Origin of the sequence: Alloprevotella sp. oral taxon 473 str. F0040 (genome assembly GCF_000318095.2) — a bacterium.
Lineage (GTDB): Bacteria > Bacteroidota > Bacteroidia > Bacteroidales > Bacteroidaceae > Alloprevotella.
Genome location: NZ_KB290716.1, coordinates 75263 through 98910 on the forward strand (window position 1 = coordinate 75263; position 23648 = coordinate 98910).

15 protein-coding genes are annotated in these 23648 nt (G+C 46.1%); 8 read left to right on the forward strand and 7 right to left on the reverse strand.

Annotated features, from left to right (window positions below; translation table 11 throughout):
• Positions 1-2 precede the first annotated feature (2 nt).
• Entirely contained in the window at positions 3-3017 is a 3015-nt protein-coding gene (locus HMPREF9999_RS04525; RefSeq protein WP_157049610.1) for a hypothetical protein, read from the reverse strand.
• Positions 3018-4650: 1633 nt separating this feature from the next.
• On the opposite strand from HMPREF9999_RS04525, the gene lepA reads away from it, so the two are divergent.
• The 5 genes from lepA (at position 4651) to recA (ending at position 11339) form a co-directional block, all read left to right on the forward strand.
• Entirely contained in the window at positions 4651-6432 is a 1782-nt protein-coding gene (gene lepA, locus HMPREF9999_RS04535) for a translation elongation factor 4 (protein ID WP_009437248.1), read from the forward strand.
• Between the two features lie 163 nt (positions 6433-6595).
• A complete protein-coding gene (pheS, locus tag HMPREF9999_RS04540; RefSeq protein WP_009437249.1) occupies positions 6596-7615 on the forward strand; it encodes a phenylalanine--tRNA ligase subunit alpha in 1020 nt (339 codons plus the stop codon).
• Between the two features lie 368 nt (positions 7616-7983).
• Complete coding sequence (locus HMPREF9999_RS04545) at positions 7984-8553, forward strand: isochorismatase family protein (protein WP_009437250.1); 570 nt, start codon at positions 7984-7986, stop codon at positions 8551-8553.
• A gap of 32 nt (positions 8554-8585) precedes the next feature.
• On the forward strand, positions 8586-10037 hold the full coding sequence (locus HMPREF9999_RS04550; RefSeq protein ID WP_009437251.1) for a nicotinate phosphoribosyltransferase: 1452 nt from the start codon (positions 8586-8588) through the stop codon (positions 10035-10037).
• A 225-nt stretch (positions 10038-10262) separates the two neighbouring features.
• The gene (gene recA / locus HMPREF9999_RS04555; protein ID WP_009437252.1) at positions 10263-11339 is read left to right on the forward strand and encodes a recombinase RecA; all 1077 of its coding nucleotides are present in this window, start codon (positions 10263-10265) and stop codon (positions 11337-11339) included.
• 158 nt (positions 11340-11497) lie between these two features.
• Here the strand turns inward: recA and HMPREF9999_RS04560 are convergent, their stop codons facing one another.
• From HMPREF9999_RS04560 to spt, 6 genes are all read right to left on the reverse strand, one after another.
• Complete coding sequence (locus tag HMPREF9999_RS04560; RefSeq protein ID WP_410488780.1) at positions 11498-12691, reverse strand: AGE family epimerase/isomerase; 1194 nt, start codon at positions 12689-12691, stop codon at positions 11498-11500.
• A 197-nt stretch (positions 12692-12888) separates the two neighbouring features.
• Positions 12889-14469 carry a ribonuclease E/G gene (locus HMPREF9999_RS04565; protein ID WP_009437254.1) on the reverse strand — a complete coding sequence of 527 codons (1581 nt, stop codon included), beginning with the start codon at positions 14467-14469 and terminating at the stop codon, positions 12889-12891.
• Between the two features lie 438 nt (positions 14470-14907).
• Positions 14908-15204, reverse strand: a complete 297-nt coding sequence (locus tag HMPREF9999_RS04570; protein ID WP_262480952.1) for an HU family DNA-binding protein — start codon at positions 15202-15204, stop codon at positions 14908-14910.
• A gap of 123 nt (positions 15205-15327) precedes the next feature.
• Positions 15328-15765, reverse strand: a complete 438-nt coding sequence (gene rpiB, locus HMPREF9999_RS04575; RefSeq protein WP_009437256.1) for a ribose 5-phosphate isomerase B — start codon at positions 15763-15765, stop codon at positions 15328-15330.
• Positions 15766-15959: 194 nt separating this feature from the next.
• Positions 15960-17981: a transketolase family protein gene (locus HMPREF9999_RS04580; protein WP_009437257.1), complete on the reverse strand. Its 2022-nt coding sequence runs from the start codon at positions 17979-17981 to the stop codon at positions 15960-15962.
• A 457-nt stretch (positions 17982-18438) separates the two neighbouring features.
• Entirely contained in the window at positions 18439-19626 is a 1188-nt protein-coding gene (spt, locus tag HMPREF9999_RS04585; RefSeq protein WP_009437258.1) for a serine palmitoyltransferase, read from the reverse strand.
• A 257-nt stretch (positions 19627-19883) separates the two neighbouring features.
• Here spt and HMPREF9999_RS04590 point away from each other — a divergent pair, with 257 nt between their 5' ends.
• The 3 genes from HMPREF9999_RS04590 to HMPREF9999_RS04600 are packed head-to-tail and all read left to right on the forward strand — an operon-like array spanning position 19884 to position 22977.
• Positions 19884-20897 carry a diacylglycerol/lipid kinase family protein gene (locus HMPREF9999_RS04590; RefSeq protein WP_009437259.1) on the forward strand — a complete coding sequence of 338 codons (1014 nt, stop codon included), beginning with the start codon at positions 19884-19886 and terminating at the stop codon, positions 20895-20897.
• A gap of 38 nt (positions 20898-20935) precedes the next feature.
• Entirely contained in the window at positions 20936-22444 is a 1509-nt protein-coding gene (locus HMPREF9999_RS04595) for a hypothetical protein (protein ID WP_009437260.1), read from the forward strand.
• Positions 22445-22446: 2 nt separating this feature from the next.
• The gene (locus HMPREF9999_RS04600; protein WP_232301275.1) at positions 22447-22977 is read left to right on the forward strand and encodes a lipocalin-like domain-containing protein; all 531 of its coding nucleotides are present in this window, start codon (positions 22447-22449) and stop codon (positions 22975-22977) included.
• The last annotated feature ends 671 nt before the right edge of the window (positions 22978-23648 follow it).

Genomic DNA, 23648 nt, shown 5'->3' on the forward strand with positions numbered 1-23648 from the left:
GATTATTCTTTGATACTGAATTTAGACAAGAAAGCCTTTGCCTGCTTAACACTGCTCCATTTGCGAGCGTATCCAGCAGAGAGTGACTTATCGAAAAGCAATGCCTTACCGATGGTATGCACCACAGCATACGAGCTACTGCGGATATATTGAGGAGCAGTTTCGCGATCGTAGTTGGCATCACGCACCAATTGGTTGTAAGGTGCCACCACAGGGACGGTTTGTCCGCTTTCGTCCTTCAACACAATACTGTTAGGAGTCTGCGACACATTCAACTTCATATACACCTTCGTCTCATTGTTTACACTAGAGGTGGAGTATTCTTCCTTGCTTGTCACATTGTCCACAAACACGCTTTCGTCTTGGAAGTGGTATTTTAAGAAGTTGACCAAAGTAGTGATCATAGCTTGCGCCTTGATTTTCACTTCACCATTGTGCTTATTCACTGCATCTACTTCCTTCTGATTACTCTTATCATCTGCGAGTTTTACTTCAGCTTGGAGATTATCAGTGAGATACTTCTCAATTTTTTCCCAAGTGGGAAGTCCCTTGTCCACCTCAGCCTTTACAGCTTCATTAGTAGGAGCGTAGATGGTATAACGATAGTTATTGAAGAAACGCACGAGCTTATCATCCTTGGTACCGGCATTAAACACTTGTCCAGCCTTATTACCTGCTACAAAGACATAATATTTCAGAGCCACCTTTTCACGTTCCTTACCAGCAGCATCGTCTAACTTCTTAGCCTTGAGAGAATCATACAAACCTGCTTTATCAAGAACATCAGTATTCAAGCCATCGCAAAGCTTCATAAACTCCGCATAGTCTGTATTCTTGGTCAAGATTTGGTAAGCAGAATGAGTCGTAGCCTGCAAAGGACGATCAAGAAGGTAGGTCATACCATTACCATAACCATTCTTTTCGCGTGTTTGGTCATACTCTGCTGTAATCGTTGATTGATAGGCTGCTCCCGTACCTTGGAGTTGTTCGGCCAAGCCTCCCATCAAAGTAGTACCCTTTCCGCGTTTACCAGTGCTGGTTACCATGATTGGAGCCCCCTCACGAGACAAGAAATACTTGCGTTCGGCGTTAATACCTTGCACATCATTATTGTCGTGTACCACGATGTGATGGTTCACCATCTCAATCAAGAGTTTCTTCTTGATATAACCTACCCCCTGGTCGATCGTTACGTGACCTTCATGGTGGTAGTTTCTTTCTTCTTGGTCTTTAGTTTGTGGACCAGTGTTCAGGTTCAAGCGATAAGCCAACTGGCGCACACCCAAAGTCTTCACACCACTTCCCGCACCACGCGTATTAGTAGGCTCCCAACGATAATAAATCTGGCGATTTCTCATCATGGAGGCAGGATCAATGTAACCAAAGTTCTTCAATCCATCGTCTGTAGGTACAAAGAAGGAGAAGCGGCTTTGCATTGCCTTCAAATAAGTTGAGAAGTACTGCTGCAAAGGTGCTTTAGCATAGTCACTACCTTGCACAAAAGAATCGTCGGCACGAACCACAGTACGTACTATTTGCGTGTTACTGCTATAAAGTGCAGGAGCCAACACAGAAGCATAGTCCGCAGGTGAAACCACACGATTCATTACATAGACCACACCATTGTTTGCTAAAAGAGTCTTGTCAATGACAGACTTATAAGCCGCCTCACTTGGATAGTCACGAAGGGGGAACATGGGGTCACGCGCATCATTCATAATGGTGAGGTACTTTGAAGGAACGCTCTCATTGAATGAGGGTTTCATCAAGTTATTCACCAAAGGCTGCACGATATCCAAAGGAATTTGGTCGATGTGTTTCAGAAGATTCTCTTCGTTCACCTCAAGATCCTTAAGACCATAACGTTCAAGCAGCACTTGCCCCGCGCCACGCAAGAAATAATCTCTCAATGCTTTGTCACTGGGAACAAACATCACGCCCATGTCTTTCTCCTTCTCCGTGCCACCTTCAGGCTTATAAGAGTTCCAGCCTGGATCGTAAGTCAGGAGGGGGAAATCATTATTTACAATGCGATCAGGCCCAGTAGTCAAGCGGCCTGTCTTAGTATTGATTGCAAAATAGCGTTTTTCAAAGATAGAGTCTATACTATTATTATGGAGAGCTTTGTAGTTCTCTGTCAGTGTTGCATCATAATAAGGTGCGCTGAAACGATCTAAGATGTGGCTAAAGATATTAGTTTCGCCATTACTGCGAATCTCTTCTGCCATACTGCTGGGTGGAACCAACACCTTATCAAGCACATGAAAATAACCATTCAAGCATACAACGTCTTGCTCCATCACACGATTACCAAAGACATAAGCACGAGTAGGATCACTTTCATTCCAGCCATTCTTATCTCCAACAATAAAGGCCACATCGCTACGTCTAACGCGCTGCTCCTTCATATTGTTTTCTATGAAGTGTGTCATCATAGGCTCAGAGTCATCTGTCGCCATAAGGATACTCTTACCCTTATCACCCTTGAAGCGGTCCCAATAGTGTTTTTCGCCTTCCACCTGACTATAATTAGTAGGAAGCTCTTCTGGACGCCACAAACGCACACTATCCACAACAGCAGCTGCAGAGTTCTGGCGCAAAGCGAGGTTTTTATCGCCATTGTCTGCATTACCCATCATCTCGATCACATAGGCATTATTGAGCTGTGCACCATTGAAGAGAATACGCTTTTGGGCATCGGTGAGTTGTTCATAAGAACTAACTCCCCATTTATTGTTCTTGAAGAATTCCTCATAAGCCGCATCTGGAGCGACAAACAGCGTTTTACTACCCGTCTTCGACATCACCTCCTTATAACCGAGGTCTTCGATTAGACGCACTGTGTAGTTAAACTTATTACGCCCCTTGAGTTCATCATAGATACTACCACCCAAGAAACTCGGACGAGTCTCATCGAGCTTATAGTCATCTTGACAAGAGTACGTGATGCCGCCAATTGAGAGCAACAGGAAAGCTCCAATCATGGTCTTTCCCATTCTGCAAAAACGGTTTTTCATACACATGCTTTTTATCATTTATTATGTATTCGTTTTATTGTTGCAAGTTAAAACCGTATGGACTTAAGGGTGATTCTATCCACACGACTTCGCAAAATTAGTCGAAAAGCAACTACTGACCAAATTTCCACGGACTATTTTTCGCCTCTCACATTAAGTTTTTTAATACTCAGGCTGAGTGCTAGCAAAATCTAGGTAATCTCTTTCATTTTTCAAGCAGGAAATGAATATTATTTACATATCCATCCAGATAAAGCAGATTATACCCGAATATAGGCGAGTACACTTTGCAAAAACTACTATTAAAACTGCACACACTATTCATTTTTACCTTCCTAAAAATCGCAATAATCAAAAACAAAAATACACACTTAACAACATTATATATCATATAAGAAAATAACTCTTATATCAACTCCACCAACATCCTTACGATAATCGAAGCAAAATTCAATGCTAGCTAACGGCATAAAAGGAAAAGCGACTCACCAGCTTGGGCAACCCAGCCAACGAATGAACTTTCCATATTGACAACTCCAAAGCTTCACGAGCAATCTATCCATTTCCCTTCAACCGCTATGCTTCATGCTCTAAAGATGATTCAGACAGCAACTCGCCGAACTCTCCTCCGTTCTAGAATCACCCTATTATCACATTCAATCTGAACGCAAAATCTTGAGCTCAAAATCGGACAAACACCCTAGTCATCTCCTACACCGCTCAAAAAAAGTCACTTATATCTCACATCCGCAACAAAAGCAAGAGACCAAAAAACAACATGGCCACCTTCAAGCATCCTATCTATCAACTTATTATCATCACTTTCTCACTTCAACAGAAAACAAGGAAACAGAATAAACCCACGAAATTAAAAGACATTTCAAATAGAAGCTTTCAGACATTATTCGTAAAGTAAGACCTTAGCCCAACGAAAGAAAACGCTCACATTGCACATCTGGTGAAGATGCGCCCAACTGCACCCCATCTAACTCTATTGGCAACAGCAACTCAGTCCAACACACCCAAATGAAATCATACAACTCTAGCCCAAACTCTCGGAGGATTATAATAAATACTCCGAGAGTTCTGGCAAAATCTCCGAGAGTTTCGATAAAATCTCCGAGATATTTTTGAAAAACTCCTAGATTTTCTGTGATTTCTCAGAGAAAGTTTATCTACGTTGGAAGGACGAAAAAAAGAAGAAAGAGATTCCTCTAAAAGCTCTTCCATTGCTGTTTGTTCATATCACACAAAATCAGTATCTTTGCAGATGGTTGCCCTATGCGCAGCCTCTATTGGCCACACATTATAGCTCTTAACGCACTGATGTTACCTCTTCTCACCAGTACGATTTCTACCTCTAACAGAGCCCCCGCCTCACGCGCTATGTAAATGACTAAAAGTAGTTTGCGAATACGAATTGCCAACGCTCAGGAATTCCAACATTGCAACAGCACCCTGGCAATTATCTCTCTGCGTTGTAGCCCGTCCTCAAGAGTTCAAATGTAATCATAGTGGCTTACATGGCTTTATCCTCGCTAACCCACATGGCGAATAACGCTACAAACTCATTAAATAGCTGGTATTCAGTAAAAACTCTATACTTTTCCACCCTCTCATCTCAACAAGGCTCATGAAGCACATCCGAAATTTCTGCATTATCGCCCACATTGACCACGGAAAAAGCACTTTGGCTGACCGATTGCTTGAACGCACGTCAACCATCAAGGTGACCGCAGGCCAAATGCTCGATGACATGGACCTCGAAAAAGAGCGCGGTATCACCATCAAAAGTCACGCTATCCAGATGAATTATAAGTTGGATAACCAAGACTATGTGCTTAACCTCATTGATACCCCAGGACACGTGGACTTTGCCTACGAGGTGAGCCGCTCCATTGCAGCTTGCGAAGGCTGTTTGTTGGTGGTAGACTCCACTCAAGGTGTGCAAGCACAGACGATATCCAACCTCTACATGGCTATTGAGCATGATTTGGAAATCATTCCTGTGCTCAACAAGTGCGACATGCCCAACTCTATGCCAGAAGAGGTGGAAGACGAAATCATCGAACTCATCGGCTGCAAACGCGAAGACATCATTCGTGCTTCGGGTAAGACGGGCGAAGGCATTGACGACATTCTCCGCGCTGTGGTAGAGCGCATCCCCGCTCCTGTGGGAGATCCAGATGCTCCCTTGCAGGCTTTGATTTTTGACTCGGTGTTCAACTCTTATCGTGGCATCATCGCCTACTTTAAGATCGTAAATGGCTCGATCAAAAGTGGAGAGAATGTGCTTTTTGTCAACACTGGCAAACAATATAAGGCCGATGAAGTGGGTGTGCTCAAGATGGAGCTTTCTCCCAAAAAGGAACTTTCCTGTGGCGATGTAGGCTATATTGTAAGTGGTATCAAGACAGCTACAGAAGTGAAAGTAGGCGATACCATCACTACCGTCGAAAATCCTTGCCAAAAGGCTATTGAAGGTTTTGAAGAAGTGAAGCCCATGGTCTTCGCTGGTGTCTACCCTATCGAAACCGAAGACTTTGAACTCCTCCGTGCATCTTTGGAAAAACTCCAGCTCAACGATGCCTCTTTGTCCTTCCAACCCGAATCGTCTGTTGCACTCGGTTTCGGTTTCCGTTGCGGATTCCTCGGACTCCTCCACATGGAAATCGTGCAAGAACGCCTAGACCGTGAGTTCAACATGAACGTCATCACCACCGTGCCCAACGTAAGCTACAACATCTACGACAAACACATGGAGATGAAAGAGGTGCACAACCCTGCTGGTATGCCCGATGCGATGGAGATCGACCACATCGAAGAGCCCTACATTCGCGCTTCTATCATCACACGCACCGATTTCATCGGTAACATCATGACCCTCTGCTTGGGTAAACGTGGTGAACTCATCAAGCAGGAATACGTTTCGGGCGACCGTGTAGAACTCCACTACGACATGCCACTGGCGGAAATCGTGATTGACTTCTACGACAAACTCAAATCTATCTCCAAGGGATACGCTTCGTTTGATTATCACCCCATCGGATTCCGCCCTTCAAAGCTCGTAAAACTCGATATTCTCCTCAATGGCGAACCCGTGGATGCCCTTTCTACGCTCACACACGTGGACAACTCCGTATACTTCGGCCGTCGCATGTGTGAAAAGCTCAAGGAATTGCTCCCACGTCAGCAGTTTGACATCGCCATCCAAGCCGCCATTGGTGCGAAAATCATTGCGCGCGAAACCGTAAAACAGTTGCGTAAAGACGTGACTGCCAAGTGTTATGGTGGTGACATCAGCCGTAAGCGCAAACTTCTCGAAAAACAAAAGCGCGGTAAGAAGAAGATGAAGGAAATCGGTAACGTACAGGTGCCTCAAAAGGCATTCCTTGCCGTGCTGAAACTCGACTAATCTCTCCCAGCCTCAGCATCTTTTATTTAAAAGACTAGACCCAAGTCCCATTAAGGAGCACACATCCTTGCTTGTGACACTCCATTCTTTCTCAGGATTTTAGCCTTAGTCTTCACTACATATTCGGAGCTTTGCTCCCTCTTTCTCGATAAAAATTAACATCATGATAGAGAAAATCAAGCAGTTGCTCGCAGAAGTGCCGAGCCTTTCTGCACAAACTGACGAACAGCTCGAAGCACTTCGCTTGAAATACCTGAGCAAGAAAGGTCTTATTAACCAGCTCATGGCGGATTTCCGCAATGTTGCAGCAGATCAAAAGCGTGAAGTGGGTGTGTACATCAACCAATTGAAAGATGCACTCCAATCTCGCTTCAACGACCTCAAAGCGGAACTTGCCACCACCGAAGAAGATCACTCACATCTCGATCTCACTCGCACGCCCTACCCCATTGCTTTGGGCACACGTCACCCTCTTTCGGTCGTGAAACAAGAAATCATCGACATTTTTGCTCGCATGGGCTTCTCACTCGCCGATGGCCCTGAAGTAGAAGACGACTGGCATGTATTTGGTTCCATGAACTTTGCCGAAGATCATCCAGCGCGCGACATGCAAGACACCTTCTTCATCGAAGCACATCCCGATGTGATCCTCCGCACCCACACTTCTAGCGTGCAAAGCCGCGTGATGGAACACACTAAGCCCCCCATCCGTGTGATTTGCCCTGGTCGTGTATACCGCAACGAAGCTATTTCTGCACGTGCACACTGCTTCTTCCACCAAGTAGAAGGCTTGTACATCGACAAAGATGTGTCATTCACCGACTTAAAACAAGTATTGCTCACCTTCGCGCGTGAGATGTTCGGTCCTGACACTCAGATTCGCTTGCGCCCCTCCTACTTCCCCTTCACCGAACCTTCTGCTGAAATGGACATTTCGTGCAATATCTGCGGTGGTGAAGGATGCGGATTCTGCAAACACACTGGCTGGGTGGAAATCCTCGGTTGCGGTATGGTAGACCCAGCTGTGCTTGAAGCTAACGGCATTGACTCCACTATCTATAAAGGCTACGCCTTCGGTATGGGTGTAGAGCGCATCACCAACTTGAAGTATCAAGTGAAAGACCTCCGTCTCTTCTCTGAAAACGATGTGCGCTTCCTCGACCAATTTATGGCAGCTCACTAATTAGAGCACTTTCCCCAAGTAGATCCCCATAATATCTATGAGATATTGTGGGGATTTTTTCTACAACAATGATATTACCCTCCCTCGCCTTAAGAGCTCTATAGCTGAATCTGACCACGACGATGACAGATAACCAGTGTCCTACGTGGAAAGTTCAATCCAAGAAGGGCATAAGCGGTCTTAAAAGCGAATATCTTTGCCATCTACTCCAAAAATAAGCCTTAAATATCCAAGTTGTATCAGCTAAAAGTAGTACCTTTGCTAAGAACAAAAACCCTTTTGCCAACAAGCAAATTGCACAAAAATAGGCTACTGATGCGACTCATCGCCACACACCTTAGTGATTTGCCCTTCAAAAACACAACCCCATGTCTTCTTTACCCCTCAACTCTTCTGATATCCACCTCGTTGTCGTGGATTGCCAACATGATTTCTGCCATCCTGAAGGTGCGCTCTACGTGCCCCAAGGAGAGCGCGCAGTGGAAAACATTGCTAGCCTACTGAAAACTGGAAAAGTGGCGCGCGTCACCTTCACGCTCGACTGGCATCCTCTCGACCACTGCTCTTTCAAACCACAAGGTGGGCAATGGCCCGTCCACTGTGTGCAATATAGTCGCGGAGTAGCTCTTGCAGAAAGTTTGATGGATCCTCCCCTCCTCTCCTCGCTGCATCCCACATTTGTGACCAAGGGAGCTAACCGCAACCAAGAAGAATATGGCGCCTTTGCTCAACCCTCTGTAGAAGAACTTGCATTGCTTCAGTCGGGCAAAGTGGTGGTATGTGGTATTGCTGGTGACTATTGTGTACTCGAAACGCTGAGAAATGTACTTAAAGTGCGTCCTGATGCACAAGTGTTCATGGATGGCATCGCTTCGATTGACGGAGGCACCGCCCTCAACGAGTTTATGACTAAACATCAAATAGAGCGTTTCCAATAGTTACTCGAGAAAAATCTCCTAAGTAAAAAGCTATGTTACCAACAACCTTCAATAAGCGCAGTATTGCCCTCCTCACCGACCTCTATGAAATTACCATGGCAAATGGTTATTTCGAGGAAGGCAGAAAAGACACAGAAGTGGTATTTGATGTATTTTATCGACAAATCCCTGACCAAGGCGGTTTCGCCATCTTTGCTGGGTTGGAACAAATCGTAGAATACATTGAGCATCTCCACTTTACATCGGAAGATGTAGACTATTTGCGCTCACTCAACCTATTCTCAGAGCCTTTCCTGCAATATCTTGCTCATTTTTCTTTCTCTGGTAACATTGATGCCATCGCAGAAGGTACGATAATCTACCCGAACGAACCGCTGATGACGATAACGGCTCCTATTATTGAGGCACAACTCATAGAGACGTTCTTGCTCACACAGATTAACCACCAGAGCCTCATCGCTACTAAAGCCAACCGCATCGTGAGAGCGGCTAAGGGCCGTGGTGTAGCCGACATGGGCGCTCGTCGTGCGCATAATGTGGATGCAGCGGTGTATGGTGCGAGAGCTGCCTACATTGGAGGTGTTAACAGCACTGCGACCGTGCTTGCTGGTCAACTTTTTGACATTCCTGTGGTGGGAACGATGGCACATAGCTGGGTCATGTTTTTCGATGGTGAATATGATGCTTTCAAGCGATATGCCGAAATTTATGGTGATGCCTCAGTGTTTCTCGTAGACACTTACGACACCCTCAAGTCAGGTGTGCCTACAGCTATCAAAGTGGCTCGTGAAGTGCTACATCCCAAAGGGCAGCGTTTGAAAGGTGTGCGCATAGACTCAGGCGATATGGCCTACTTGTCCAAGGAAGTGCGCAAGATGCTGGACGAAGCAGGTTTAGAAGACTGCATGATTATGGCCTCAAATAGCTTGGACGAACGCACCATCACCTCTATCATTGCCCAAGGTGGCTGCGTGGATAGTTATGGGGTGGGCGAACGCCTCATCACAGCTTATAGCGATGCTAAGTTTGGTGCTGTCTACAAATTGGCTGCTATCAAGCACGGAGACACCTTTGTTCCTAAGATTAAACTCTCAGAAAATGTGGGGAAGATTACAAATCCTGGTCTGAAACAGCTTTATCGCGTTTATTCAGAAAAGGGAGCTTCCATTGCTGACCTCATCACCAACTCTGGCGAAATACCCAAAGATGGGGAGGATTTCGCCTATATCTCTCCTGAGAAGCCATGGCAAGTGCGCACTTTCTCAAATTGCACCTTCCGCCCGCTCCTGCAACCGCTATTCCGTAATGGTAAACTGGTGGCTCAGCTGCCTAAACTCACAGAGATTCGCCAACATGTGCAACAACAGCTCCAACATGAGGTGTGGACTGAAGAACAACGCTTCGAGAATCCTCACCAACACTATCTCGACATGAGCGTTGCTTATTATCAGATGAAGCTCGATTTGATGCAGGCACACAAATAGTGAGAGCCTATCATAGGCACGCTGAAAAATATCTTTGGAAAGATGCAGCTATCAGCATGCCAATGCTGCTAACTATGAGTAAGGACAAGTAAGAACTAGTCTCTTTGCTCTTGGACTTTTTCTCTGCAAAACAGCAATAATTGTCCATAGTAAATCGTATCTTTGCAGTAGTCTAGACGACTACACTATAGTTTTCCCCTAAACAATCCCCTTTTACTCTATATAATGGCAAAAAAGGAAGTATTGCTTTCCGACAATAATTCGGATAAACTCAAAGCATTGCAGGCTGCAATGTCTAAAATCGAAAAGGACTTTGGTAAAGGTTCTATTATGAAGATGGGTGACCAAGAGGTAGAACACGTAGAAGTGATTCCTACTGGCTCTATCAGTCTTGACCACGTATTGGGAGTCGGTGGTTACCCTCGTGGCCGTATCATCGAAATCTACGGTCCTGAATCTTCTGGTAAGACTACTCTCGCCATCCATGCCATAGCAGAGGCCCAAAAACGCGGTGGTATCGCGGCATTCATTGATGCAGAACACGCATTCGACCGCTTCTATGCTAAAGAACTTGGAGTAGACATCGACAATCTCTACATTTCTCAGCCCGACAACGGTGAACAGGCTTTGGAAATTGCGGATCAGCTGATTAGATCTTCTGCTATTGACATTATAGTCATTGACTCTGTGGCTGCTCTCACGCCTAAAGCCGAAATCGAAGGTGACATGGGTGACAATAAAGTGGGACTTCAAGCTCGCTTGATGAGCCAAGCTTTGCGCAAAATTACTGCCACCATCTCCAAAACCAACACGACTTGTATCTTCATCAACCAATTGCGCGAAAAGATTGGTGTGATGTTTGGTAATCCAGAAACGACTACCGGTGGTAATGCACTGAAGTTCTATGCTAGTGTCCGCCTTGACATCCGCCGTGCCAGCGTAATTAAAGATGGGGAAACGCCTATTGGTGCCATCACTCGTGTAAAGGTAGTAAAAAACAAGGTAGCTCCTCCTTTCCAACGCTGCGAATTTGAGATGGCTTTCGGAAAGGGAATCTCTCGATTGGGCGAGATTGCTGACCTCGGTGTGGAATACGATATTATCAAGAAGAGTGGTTCATGGTACAGCTACGGAGAAACGCGCCTCGGCCAAGGCCGTGAAGGTTTGAAACGTGTGCTTACCGACAACCCTGAACTATGTGAAGAAATCACCGAAAAGCTGGTAGCAGCCATGAAGGGTATTGAGCTTACGCCAGGCAACCCCGATACAGATGGTGATCTTACGGAGGCTGGTGAAGAATAGTCTCACCATAGAGCCTTTATGATGCTGACCATAGCGGAATATCAGCTCTTATATGCAAAACAACGGAGTGCTTATCTTAGGATAAGCACTCCGTTGTTCTTTTTATCTTCTCTCTTTCCTCAAGAAAGATGTCTTACATTGAGGAAGAGAGTCGGCGATTATCGTTGAGCAATCTCTGCTAACATCGTCCAGCACTGCAAGAGACCACGAGGTACGTGGAAGCAGCCTTTCCATTTTCCCCCCTTAAGAGTGAGTAATACTTCACCTTGTCGATTGAGATAACCAAACCACTCTCCACCATTTTCAGAATCGGTGAAATGCGACCACACGTATTCATGTACGCGCTCAAACCAGGCTAAGCATTTTTCATTGCCCGTGAGTTGATAACCTTTGAGCATAGTGATGAGAGTCTCAATGTGTACCCACCAAAGTTTCTGATCCCACTCCAATTGTTGGAGAGGTTTGCCTAAACGATCCATGAAGTAGAAGATTCCTCCATGCTCCTTGTCCCATCCATATTCAGCCTCAGCGAGAGCGATGTGACAGGCTTTCTCTATGAGTTCTGGGCGATTCAGACGTTTACCTAAGTCCATAATGAACCACATAGCTTCGATAGCATGACCTGGATTCATCAAACGTCCGTCCATGCAATCCACAAGTTCGTTGTCCATGCTCAGGTGTTCTACTATGAGCCCCAGCTCAGGACGATAAAACACATCCATGACTTCATGGATGCAAGTCTCCATGGTTTCTTGTAGGAACTCAGGACTGAGGAGATGTTCTATCTCAAGGGCTACATTGCAAAGAATCATAGGGAGCGCAAAACTCTTCATGGCGCGTGCACCTGAAGCGGCTTTGTTCCATCGGCCTTTGGGATTATCTACTTTAGAAAGCACGATATCAAACGTGCGACGAGCAATATCTGCATACTCTTCATTGCCTGTAGCGAGAGCTAACTGTCCGAAAGCAATCACCGCAAAGGTATAGGAGAAGATGTTGTAAGGCTCAACTAGTGGACGACCTTCTCGGTCGAGAGAGAAGTAGAAATTGAGTTGACCATCATGGGCATGCTTCTTCAGAAACTCCGCTCCCTGAATTGCGGCATCCAACCACTGCTGGCGTGTTTCAGCAGATACGGTGGGTTCTTGGACAGTATTGTAGAGTTTGGAGAGCATCCACACTTCACGTCCTTGCATCCACACGAATTTGTCGGTATCAAAGACACTACCATCACGTTCGAGACAGTGAAGGAAACCACCAAATTGGGTGTCAATGGAGTGATTCATCCAAAAAGGGATGACTTGTTCGAGGAGCTCATGCTTATATTGTGCGGCGAGCTTTGAGAAATCTATCATGATCGGGTATTTGAAGAGGGAATTTGTTGATGGCAAAGTTACAACAAAGGCAGCGAATAACCAACAAACGCTTGGGGAATAAGGCACAAAAAAGAGTTGATGCTACATGTTGTGCACCAACTCTTCTGTATGTTGCTATAAGTTGACTGAGAACAAGTCTTCAGTCTAAGGAGTCTGTCCTATTCGCTGTGCGACTATTGGTTTTCTCTTTCCTCTTGCATGTCTATTTCTTCACCTTTGTGATCGATAAACTTGTAGTCGAGGAAGGCAAGGCTTTGGTCAGGGACAATCTGCAACGCGCGACTATAATGGAATTGCCAGCGACGGCGCAGAGAGATGAAGCCTTGGTTGATGTATGCAGCAACGAAAGGATGAACGTGAAGTCGGAACTTCTTGATGCCTAAGTCTTCTGTGATGATACGAATCTTACCTTCCAATGCATCTGTGAAAAGATAAGATGATTTGATTTTACCTGTTCCGCCGCAGGAAGGGCATTCTTCTTCTACCTTAACATCCATAGCAGGACGCACACGTTGGCGAGTGATTTGCATCAGACCAAACTTAGAAAGAGGAAGGATGTTGTGGCGAGCACGGTCTTTTTTCATGTTCTCCACCATACGCTCATAGAGCTGCTGGCGATTTTCTGGCTGCGCCATGTCGATGAAGTCAACGACAATGATGCCTCCCATGTCGCGGAGACGGAGTTGTCGTGCCAATTCATCGGCAGCACCGAGGTTTACATCTAGTGCATTGACCTCTTGTCCTTCTACACTCTTACTGCGATTGCCAGAGTTAATGTCTACCACGTGCAAGGCTTCTGTGTGTTCGATGATCATATAAGCACCATGCTTATACGTCACCGTGCGACCGAGTGACGATTTTATCTGTTTGGTGACAGAGAAATTGTCAAATATCGGAACATTGCCTTTGTAGAGCTTTACAATATCCTTGGCTTCTGGAGCGATGAGTGTTACGTAATCGCGCACCTCCTCATAGACACTCTTGTCATTGATGTGGATGCTGGAGAAAGAAGGATTGAACAAATCTCTCAAAAGGCCTACAGTACGGCTCGTTTCTTCGTAGACTAAGGTTGCTTTGTCCAAGCTGTCAGCCTGCTGTATGTTGGCTATGGCACTTTCCCAACGACTTTCAAGGATACGCAACTCTTGGTCTAACTCCGCAACACGGCGACCTTCTGCTACTGTGCGGATGATAACACCGAAACCTTTGGGTTTGATGCTATGAATAAGCTGTTTTAATCTTGCTCGCTCTGCATCGCTCTTGATTTTGGTCGATACACTCACCTTATCAGTAAAAGGTATCAGCACCAAATAACGGCCGGCAAAGGAAATTTCACAAGTGAGTCGTGGTCCTTTGGTGGAGATCGGTTCTTTGACGATTTGAACAAGTACTTCCTGCCCTACGGATACGGTATTTTGTATCTGCCCTTCTTTTTCGGTATTGGGCTGGCGAGGTACTTTATTCAGCGGTAGGGGCTTACGCTTTCCCCCTTTAATCAGACTTAGATAGTGTTCAAATTGGCGATATCTCACTCCAAGATCAAGATAATGGAGGAAAGCATCGCGCTCATATCCGACGTTCACGAAGCAAGCATTGAGTCCGGGCATAATTTTCCGAACCTTTGCTAGGTAGATGTTGCCCACTGCGAACTGCTCCGATCTACCTTCTTGTTGAAACTCTACCAGACGTTTGTCTTCGAGTAGGGCAATCGAAATGTCGTTCTTTTGGACATCGACGATAACTTCGCTAGTCATGATGATGGTTTGTGGTTTTGTGGCAGAGAGGCGAACACACTTTGTGCCCTATCTGAGCAGTCTATAGCTTCGACAAGTCGAAACTTTAGACAGGTGAGCCACGCCACAGTTACAAGTTGTCAGCAAAACAGAAAAGTTAAAAGCCAGCACCTTCGCAGGGCGAAGCCACATTGACTTTTAACTTTCCAGCCGTCATGACAAGAGTTTACTTGCTCTTGTGACGGTTCTTGCGCAGACGCTTTTTGCGCTTGTGGGTAGACATCTTATGTCTCTTCTTTTTCTTTCCGTTAGGCATGATGGTTGAATTTAACTAGTTAATGAATATACGAGAGAGCGTTGTGAGCGAGATGAGCAATCTCCACTGTGGGAGAACATCCATTGCCTTGAGAGCCTGCGAAAAGCTTAGACTCATAGAGCAAAACCACTCACAGCGTTGCATTATTTCTTGATCATCTCTGCAAAAGTCTTGGCAGGCTTAAATGCAGGAATGTTATGTTCGGGAATGATGAGAGTCGTATTCTTCGAAATGTTGCGAGCTGTTTTAGCTGCACGCTTCTTGAGGATGAAGCTGCCGAATCCACGCAGATATACGTTTTCTTCTTTCGCGAGCGACTCCTTCACCGTTTCCATGAATGCTTCTACTGAAGCAAGCACAGTTGCGTTCTCAATGCCAGTCTTTTTGGCAATCTCCCTTACGATGTCTGCTTTGGTCATCTGTTCCTTGTTTTGAGTTATTGTTGAGGCCTATAGTTCAAATTGAGTGCAAAGTTAATAATTTTCAGTGGATTATACCAAGGTGAAACAAACTTTTTTTGTTACACTCCCTCACTTTTCACTACTTGCCCCACGAATTTAACCTTATTGAGTCACTGCAATCTTTGCGATGCGTGCTTCGTGACGGCCACCTTCAAAATCTGTGTTAAGGAATTGATCCATAATAGCAGAGGCTGTGTCGGTGTCAATATAGCGACCTGGCATCACTAAAACATTGGCATCATTGTGCAAACGCGTCATGTGTGCAATCTCAGGCATCCATACCAAAGCAGCGCGAACGTGCTGGTGCTTATTGAGTGTCATAGAGATACCCTCACCACTGCCACATATAGCGATGCCACGAGTGCATTCTCCTTGGGCTAAACCTGTGGCCAAGGCATGAGCATAGTCAGGATAATCGCAAGAAGCTTCACTGTGAGTGCCATAGTCCACATATTCTATGTTGTGCTCATCGAGATATTGCTTTACAAAAGTCTTGAGTTCATAGCCTGCGTGATCTGAGGCCAAACCTATTTTATTCATTTACGTAAGGTAATAATATCATAATAGTTTGAGGGGAAACCGAAGTGACTCCCTCCCCTCTCAAAAAAATCCTTTATGGAAGTCCAATGCCAGTTTTGGAGAGATGGCTAACCTAGCATCAGACACAAAGCAACGAGCGGAAATGCCAATTTCTCATCTGAGAAGTCCAGACATTTCCGCTCGTGTTTAATGGGTTATCGTGCAAGGTACTGCTTCACTTCGCCAAAGATATTCTCAGCAGTGAAACCAAATTTCTCGTCAAGTACGGTGAAAGGTGCACTGTGACCAAAGTGGTTCAAACCATAGATGTGACCATTGCCTGCGGAGAGGGTCTCGAACACTACGGGAAGTCCAGCTGTAAGGAAGAACTTCTTAGCTGCAGCGGGGATAACACTCTCGCGATAAGCCTCATCTTGATTGCGGAAGAGCTGTTCAGAGGGGCAGCTCACCACGTTAGCACGAATGCCTTCGGCTAGCAGGAGTTCACGAGCAGCAACTAAGGTGGAAACTTCCGAACCACTAGCAATAAGAATCACATCAGGATTCTCTTCGCGAATCACAGTGTAAGCTCCGCGACGTGCTCCTTCGTAATTAGTACCTTCAGGCAAGTCTTTTACATTCTGGCGACTAAAGATGAGCGCAGTGGGAGTATCCAAGTTCTCCATAGCCATCTGCCAGCACACAGTCGTCTCGTGCACATCAGCAGGGCGCAACACACGCACAGAATCACGGCCAGAGTGATTTTGGAGTTTCTCCATCAAACGGATTTGCGCCTCTTGTTCCACGGGTTCGTGGGTAGGCCCATCTTCACCTACACGGAAGGCATCGTGGCTCCACACGAACTTAACAGGAAGCTCCATCAAAGCAGCCATACGAATGGCAGGCTTCATGTAGTCGGAGAAGACAAAGAATGTACCCATAGCGGTTTGCATACCACCATGTAGTGCTATACCGATACACACACAAGCCATGGTGAGTTCGCTCACACCTGCTTGTAGGAATCCACCAGAGAAGTCATCGCGCTTGATCTCTGTAGTATGGCGCAAGAAGCCATCAGTCTTATCAGAGTTGCACAAGTCGGCAGATGACACAATCATGTTACCCATGTGTGCGGAAAGCATAGCTAAACACTCAGCAGAAGCATTACGAGTGGGGCCATTATCTTTCTGCTTCAACTCCTTCCAAGGCATTTCTGGCAAGCGTTGTGCCCACCAGTCTGCCAAAAGTTTCGCTTGTTCAGGATGCTCAGCAGCCCAAGCCTTCTCTTCAGCATAACGCTCAGCTACAATAGCTCTGAGTTCTTCTTTACGCTGTGCATAAAGCTCGGCCACTTCGGGACGAATTACAAAAGGATTCTCAGGATCAGCACCTAGATTGCGCACCGTATTCGCATAAGCATCACCACCAAGAGGAGCTCCGTGTGTGCGGCAGTCGCGCTCATAGCTAGAACCATCTGCTTGACGGCAGCCCTTACCCATCACAGTATGTCCGATGATGAGCGTAGGACGTGCATCTTCCTCGCGCGCAGCACGGAGAGCTTGTCGGATTTGTTCAGGATCATTACCATCAATCTCCAGCACATTCCAGTTCCAAGCGCGATATTTCATTGCCGTGTCCTCAGAGATTACATCTGCTGTGGGAGTAGAAAGCTGAATCTCGTTGGCATCAAAGAACATGATAAGGTTGTTCAAGCCAAGGTGTCCAGCCAAGCGACCAGCACCTTGTGAGATTTCCTCTTGCACACCTCCATCAGAAATGTAGGCATAAATGCGTTCTTTCTGGAATCCCTTGTTACCCGTGCGTGCATAGAGAGCTTTAGCCGCAATTGCAGCACCAACAGCGAAGGTGTGACCTTGCCCAAGGGGACCACTAGTATTCTCCACACCACGTTCAAAATTCACCTCGGGGTGTCCAGGTGTAGCCGAACCCCATTGGCGGAATGACATAAGTTCATCAATGGAATAGCGACCGATAAGCGCAAGTTGGGCGTAAAGCATAGGTGACATGTGTCCTGGATCCAGGAAAAATCTGTCGCGACACTCCCAAGTTGGTCGTTCAGGGTCGAAAATCAGAAATTCGCTAAAGAGGACATTGATAAAATCAGCACCGCCCATGGCACCACCAGGGTGTCCAGATTTGGCACGTTCTACCATGCTTACTGCAAGTGTGCGAATGTTGTCGGCTGCGAGATTAAGAAGATGGGTGGGATTTTCCATGAGAATCGAAAAAGTGCTATGCGAAGCTCGATGATTATTGGAGATATTTGTTTATACAGGCGCAACAAGGCCACACTTCGGTGTGCTATCTTACGACAAAGCACACTATAAGTAGAAGCGATGATTGCCCTTTACTAGGGGCAAATGTACGATTTTTTAAGCATAGGAACAAATAAATCTAGCGCAATTGCAAAGACGACTTGCAAAACAAGATAGTTTTGCGCGTTCGGATTGTACAAAATGCCCTAAAAAAAAGCTATTGCAGCTGAAGATTTAAAATAAACAATAACGAGACAGAGACTACTTAGCTCTCATTATCATTACCAACTAAAGCACTGAGAAAGACAACAAAACTATCGCTCTCACAACAGGAAAAAAGAGTCGTGAGAGCGATAGATAGATAAGGAGAACAGCGATGCAGGAACTAAGCTGCTACTCCGCATTGATGCTCTAGGATTTATTTGATGATTTCCAACTGACGGAACACGCCCACCAGAGCGGCCACCGCACGATCCACTTGTTCGTGCGTGTGATTAGCCATAAGGGCAATACGAACCAAGGTGTCAGTAGGGTGACACGCAGGAGGCACTACAGGATTGATGAATACACCAGCTTCAAAGGCCATTGCTGTAGCCGCAAAAGTCTTCTCGAGGTCACGTACATAGAGAGGAATGATAGGACTTTCTGTATCCCCAATCTCGAAGCCTTCTTCGCGGAAACGCTTAAGCGCATAGTTCGTCACTTCCCAAAGAGCTTCCAAACGCTCGGGTTCACGCTGAAGAATGCGCAAAGCTTCCAGTGCAGAAGCGGTAGCAGCAGGCGTGTTAGAGGCTGAGAAGATGTAAGTGCGCGCTGTGTGACGGAGATAATCAATAATGGTGCTGTCCGCAGCAATGAATCCACCGATAGATGCAAGGCTCTTTGAGAACGTGCCCATAATGAGATCTACCTCGTCCGTAAGACCGAAGTGATCACAAACACCACGTCCCTGACGACCAAATACACCAATACCATGAGCTTCGTCCACCATCACAGTGGCACCATACTTTTTCTTGAGCTCAATGATTTTGGGCAAGTCGCAGAGATCTCCCTCCATAGAGAAGACACCATCCACGATGATGAGCTTCACTGAGTTGGCTTCACACTTTTGAAGCTTGCGTTCTAGGTCAGCCATATCGTTGTGCTTGTAGCGCAACTGCTTAGCCATAGAGAGACGACGACCATCTACAATAGAGGCATGGTCACGATCATCGCAAATCACATAGTCGTGTGGACCAAGGAGAGCAGGAATCACACCACTATTCACCGTGAATCCAGTGGAAAAGCAAAGCGTTTCATCTTTGCCCAGAAACTTTGCAAGCTCTTTTTCTAGCTCTACGTGAAGGTCAAGTGTACCATTAAGGAATCGACTTCCTGCACAGCCAGAACCATAGCGACGCATGGCTTCAACGCCAGCTTCGATGACACGTTCGTCACCTGTTAAACCTGTGTAAGCGTTCGACCCAAGCATGATGACGTGATGTCCGTCCATTTCGACTTCGGTACCTTGTTTACCTTCAATTTCTCGGAAGTAGGGGTAAAGACCTTGCTTTCTCACCTCATCGGGGAGAGTGAACTTAGATAAGCGTTCGTGAAGAATATCCATTGGTTATATTATAGCGGAATGCTGAAAAAGCGGACGAAAAGTAGGCAAAGCCCGATATGCACGGGTAATGCTGACCTCTCTTTCGAGCATTTCCGTCCTATTTCATTATTTCTTTGGCATGCAAAGTTACACATTTATCCTAAGAAGTGTGCAATAAATGACAGAAAAAATGCCGTCTCGCTGTTTTTCATGAGAGTTTCAGTGGGCAAACTCTAAAGTTTAGAGTATCTTTGCAGCCATATCAACTCCGTTTTTTTATGATGCAACGCATTCTTTTCATCATCAACCCGATTTCGGGCACAAGCCGCAAAGGCAAAGTGGTCAATGCTATCAAACGTCGCATTGATCATCAACGGTTTGCTGTAGAGATTCGTTACACCGAATATGCAGGCCATGCCGTAGAAATAGCCCGTGAAGCTGCTGAAACAGGCTTTGACATCGTCGTGGCAGTAGGTGGTGATGGCACCATAAACGAAGTGGCGCGCTCACTGGTACACACGCAAACAGCACTTGCCATCGTGCCTTCCGGCAGTGGAAATGGATTGGCTCGTCACTTGCTCATCCCTATGGACATCGAGAAAGCCTTAGACATCATCAATGCCAATGTGGTAACGGACTTAGATTATGGTTTGATCAATGACAAACCTTTCTTCTGCACCTGCGGGGTGGGCTTTGATGCCTTCATCAGTCTTAAATTTGCTGAGGCTAATACACGAGGACTAAAAACCTATGTTGAAAAAACACTTACTGACGGCCTAACTTATAAGCCTGAGACCTACCGCATATACATCGGAGGAGAGAGCGAAGGAGAAATGCAAGAAGTGGATGCTTTCTTAATCGCTTGCGCCAATGCTTCGCAATATGGCAATAATGCCTACATCGCTCCTGATGCTTCTATGAAGGATGGACTCATGGACGTCATTGTATTGGAGCCCTTTAGTATATTGGAAGCACCAATAGTGGCCATGCAACTATTTCAGCGCACCCTTCCTCACAATTCACATGTCAAGACCTTCCGCACCAATCGTCTGCTGATCGAGCGCACCACTGCTGGCCCTGCTCACTGTGACGGCGACCCTTATGAAACGACCGCCCGCATCAAAGTAGAATTAGTCCCTGCTGGTCTGCGTGCCATCATCAACGAAAAGGCCTTGCTCACTCCGCCAACCTCTTCCGTTCAATCCAACATGTTGCTTCGCACTCTCGAACCTTTTCAGAAGCAAATGGTAAACTTGCGCAATCAGGTGAACTCCCTATTCGATATCTTCTAATCTTTTGAAGAAGACCATAGGGTTTCTAATGACTTTTCATGAAACACATCCGTCTTTTTTCTCTGTTTTGGGGGCTATCTTCTGCTTTAGGCTGTGCCTTTGCTCAAAACTTTGAACGTCCCGAACTACCTGACTCTAGCATGATGCTGCAATTAGCAGGCATAGGCACAGCAGGTGGAGGGGACTTTCAGCCATTTTGGTTCGCGGCCAACCGCTGGGGAGTATTGAGTGTTGAAGGACATCGGCCTACTCTATTGGTAGGAGTCTATGATCGCCCCCGCAACATTGGGCGTGGCTGGTCGCTACGCTACGGAGCTACCATCACCACCAATCGCGATCTAGACAACAATGTACGCGCACAAGACGTGTTGCTTGCTCTAGACAAAGGAGCTTCTCGCTTTGCTTTTGGCACTCGCAGTCACGACACTCCGCTCAATGACGAAGATTTGTCGACGGGAGCCTTCGCATTAGGTCGCAATGCCATGCAACCTTTGTCCATCTCTTGGCAGGTGAAACGCTGGTGGCGCATTGGTGGTGCTCATAGCAAATTTGCCTTGCGAGGACATTTAGCTTATGGTTGGTTGCAAGATGGAGACTGGCAAGAGCGTCGTATGGTTCCTGTGAAAGGGCGTTTTGCCACTGGGGCTAAATATCACGAGAAGTCGGGCTACCTACGCATTGGGACAGATGACTCACCATGGGAGTTTATCGGCGGCTTGGAGATGGCCAACACCTTTGGCGGAACCATCCACAACTACGACTCCACCCCACTTAAGATGCCCGAGAGGGCTGCTGAATACCTCTACGCCTTTGTAGGAAAAGGCGGAGGCGACCCCACTGATGGCGAAGGATATGCCAATGCTTCGGGCAATACGATTGGAGCTTGGCGTGCCTCTCTTCGCTATCGTGCAAAAGATGATTGGCAAGCCCGACTATACTACGACCACTATTTTGAAGACGACAGTCAAGCCTTTGACGAATATGGATGGTTGGACGGATTGTTAGGGATGGAAATCCGTTTTCCTCGCAATCGTTGGGTGGGGAAAATGGTTGGAGAAGTGACGAGAATGGACTATCAGAGTGGGCCAGTCTATCACGATCACACTCGAGAAATTCCAGACCAAGTGAGTGGGGTTGACAATTATTACAATCATGGCTTATATGCTGGATGGCAACACTATGGCATGGCTATGGGAAATGCTCTCTTTGCTTCGCCGCTGTATGATGGTAAAAAGAACTTACAATTCCCTGCCACTCGATTTCGAGCAGAGCATATCGGGATAGCCGGACAGCCATTCTCGCAGTTGCACTATCGCTTGATGTATTCTCACTTGAAGAGTTGGGGCACTTATAGCATCCCTTTCCATGAGATTCAGCACCAGCATTCACTGCTGGCAGAAGCACGATGGGAAGGGGGAGCTTTCTCTCGTGGACAACTTCGTGGCCGATGCTACGCGACTGCAGCTGTCGGAGCAGACTTTGGCGACAGACTTGGCCATCGTTTAGGATTTATGTTGAGTTTTGGCATTAGATTATTTGAAAAATGAGCATGCTTATCAAGAAAATCATGACTTCTGTGGCCTGGGCTGCTGCGATGCTTCCTCGACAACGCTCATTAGTTTTTTCGTTACGCAACGGTCTTTTAGCCTGCTTAGCCTGGCTGTTTGCCCTATCGCTCACTTTTAGCTGTGACAAACTGCCTCGCAATGGCAAACTAGATGGGCATTGGCAATTGATGGAGCGCGATGGAAGCTCCGTACAAGCCGAGCGCACATATTGGGCCATCCAGCTAGACCTCCTGCAGTTACGGTCGTTCACAAAGTCTCCCATCACCAAAGTGAAGTACTCTGGTGGTGTTGTGGCGCGTTTCTCTCATCAAGGCGATAGCTTGATCATCACGAAAGGCTATTTGATGAATCGCGTGAACCAACAAGACATCCTCATTGATTCGACGCACCAAGCCGATCTTTCTGCCTTTGGCATCACAGAATTGCCAATGCGCTATAAAGTAGAGCTGCTTACAGACGAAAAAATGACACTCGTCTCTGGCTCCCATCGTTTGGTGCTACGAAAATTTTAGGACAAAAGGGCATAAGAGGGCTATTTATCTACTTTCTGCAGTAGATAAATAGCCCTTTTTCACTACTCTATCTAACTTTGAATTGTTAAATATACAGCAAGACAAAAGACAGAGTTTCCAACCATCTAGGAGAATAAATACAAAGATATAGTGCTAACTAGCCTTCTAGACAAGCACTACTTGCCAGTTATCTCTTACTTTTTACTACCTTACTCACCAATTTTAGAGTTAAATCTTGGAGATTAGACTTCTTTTTCTCCTAGTTTTTAGAGGAAAATCTAGGAGAAAAAATATATTTTGTGGGAGTTTTTCATTATTCTCTCCGACAATTCCCGACAAACTTACTGCGGAGAATCGCGTATTTGCCTACAAGACTATCACTGCTCTTCAATGTAGCGTTAAATTTGCCCTTATAAAATGTAAAGTTTTCTTTTGGAGCATAGAAATTCGGCTATTTCATCATCTCCTTTCGGCTATTCTTCCTCCACGTTCTAGCCATGCCGTTAATCTGCGAGCCTAGACATTTCACTGGCTGCTTAAAACTAGGGTATGACTTTGCCGGCCTTCTGTTCATACATAAATAGAATGTGGCGTGTTCTCATCGAGAGAGCACGCCACATTTGGAACAAGTCAAGACTCAGGCTTAAAGCAATATGGAGGGATTGAGTCTG

Bases quoted from the DNA above. Each gene is read 5' to 3' on its own strand.
- HMPREF9999_RS04525 (WP_157049610.1), bottom strand. From the start codon at position 3,017: ATGAAAAACCGTTTTTGCAGAATGGGAAAGACCATGATTGGAGCTTTC.
- lepA (WP_009437248.1), top strand. From the start codon at position 4,651: ATGAAGCACATCCGAAATTTCTGCATTATCGCCCACATTGACCACGGA.
- pheS (WP_009437249.1), top strand. From the start codon at position 6,596: ATGATAGAGAAAATCAAGCAGTTGCTCGCAGAAGTGCCGAGCCTTTCT.
- HMPREF9999_RS04545 (WP_009437250.1), top strand. From the start codon at position 7,984: ATGTCTTCTTTACCCCTCAACTCTTCTGATATCCACCTCGTTGTCGTG.
- HMPREF9999_RS04550 (WP_009437251.1), top strand. From the start codon at position 8,586: ATGTTACCAACAACCTTCAATAAGCGCAGTATTGCCCTCCTCACCGAC.
- recA (WP_009437252.1), top strand. From the start codon at position 10,263: ATGGCAAAAAAGGAAGTATTGCTTTCCGACAATAATTCGGATAAACTC.
- HMPREF9999_RS04565 (WP_009437254.1), bottom strand. From the start codon at position 14,469: ATGACTAGCGAAGTTATCGTCGATGTCCAAAAGAACGACATTTCGATT.
- rpiB (WP_009437256.1), bottom strand. From the start codon at position 15,765: ATGAATAAAATAGGTTTGGCCTCAGATCACGCAGGCTATGAACTCAAG.
- HMPREF9999_RS04580 (WP_009437257.1), bottom strand. From the start codon at position 17,981: ATGGAAAATCCCACCCATCTTCTTAATCTCGCAGCCGACAACATTCGC.
- spt (WP_009437258.1), bottom strand. From the start codon at position 19,626: ATGGATATTCTTCACGAACGCTTATCTAAGTTCACTCTCCCCGATGAG.
- HMPREF9999_RS04590 (WP_009437259.1), top strand. From the start codon at position 19,884: ATGATGCAACGCATTCTTTTCATCATCAACCCGATTTCGGGCACAAGC.
- HMPREF9999_RS04595 (WP_009437260.1), top strand. From the start codon at position 20,936: ATGAAACACATCCGTCTTTTTTCTCTGTTTTGGGGGCTATCTTCTGCT.
- HMPREF9999_RS04600 (WP_232301275.1), top strand. From the start codon at position 22,447: ATGCTTATCAAGAAAATCATGACTTCTGTGGCCTGGGCTGCTGCGATG.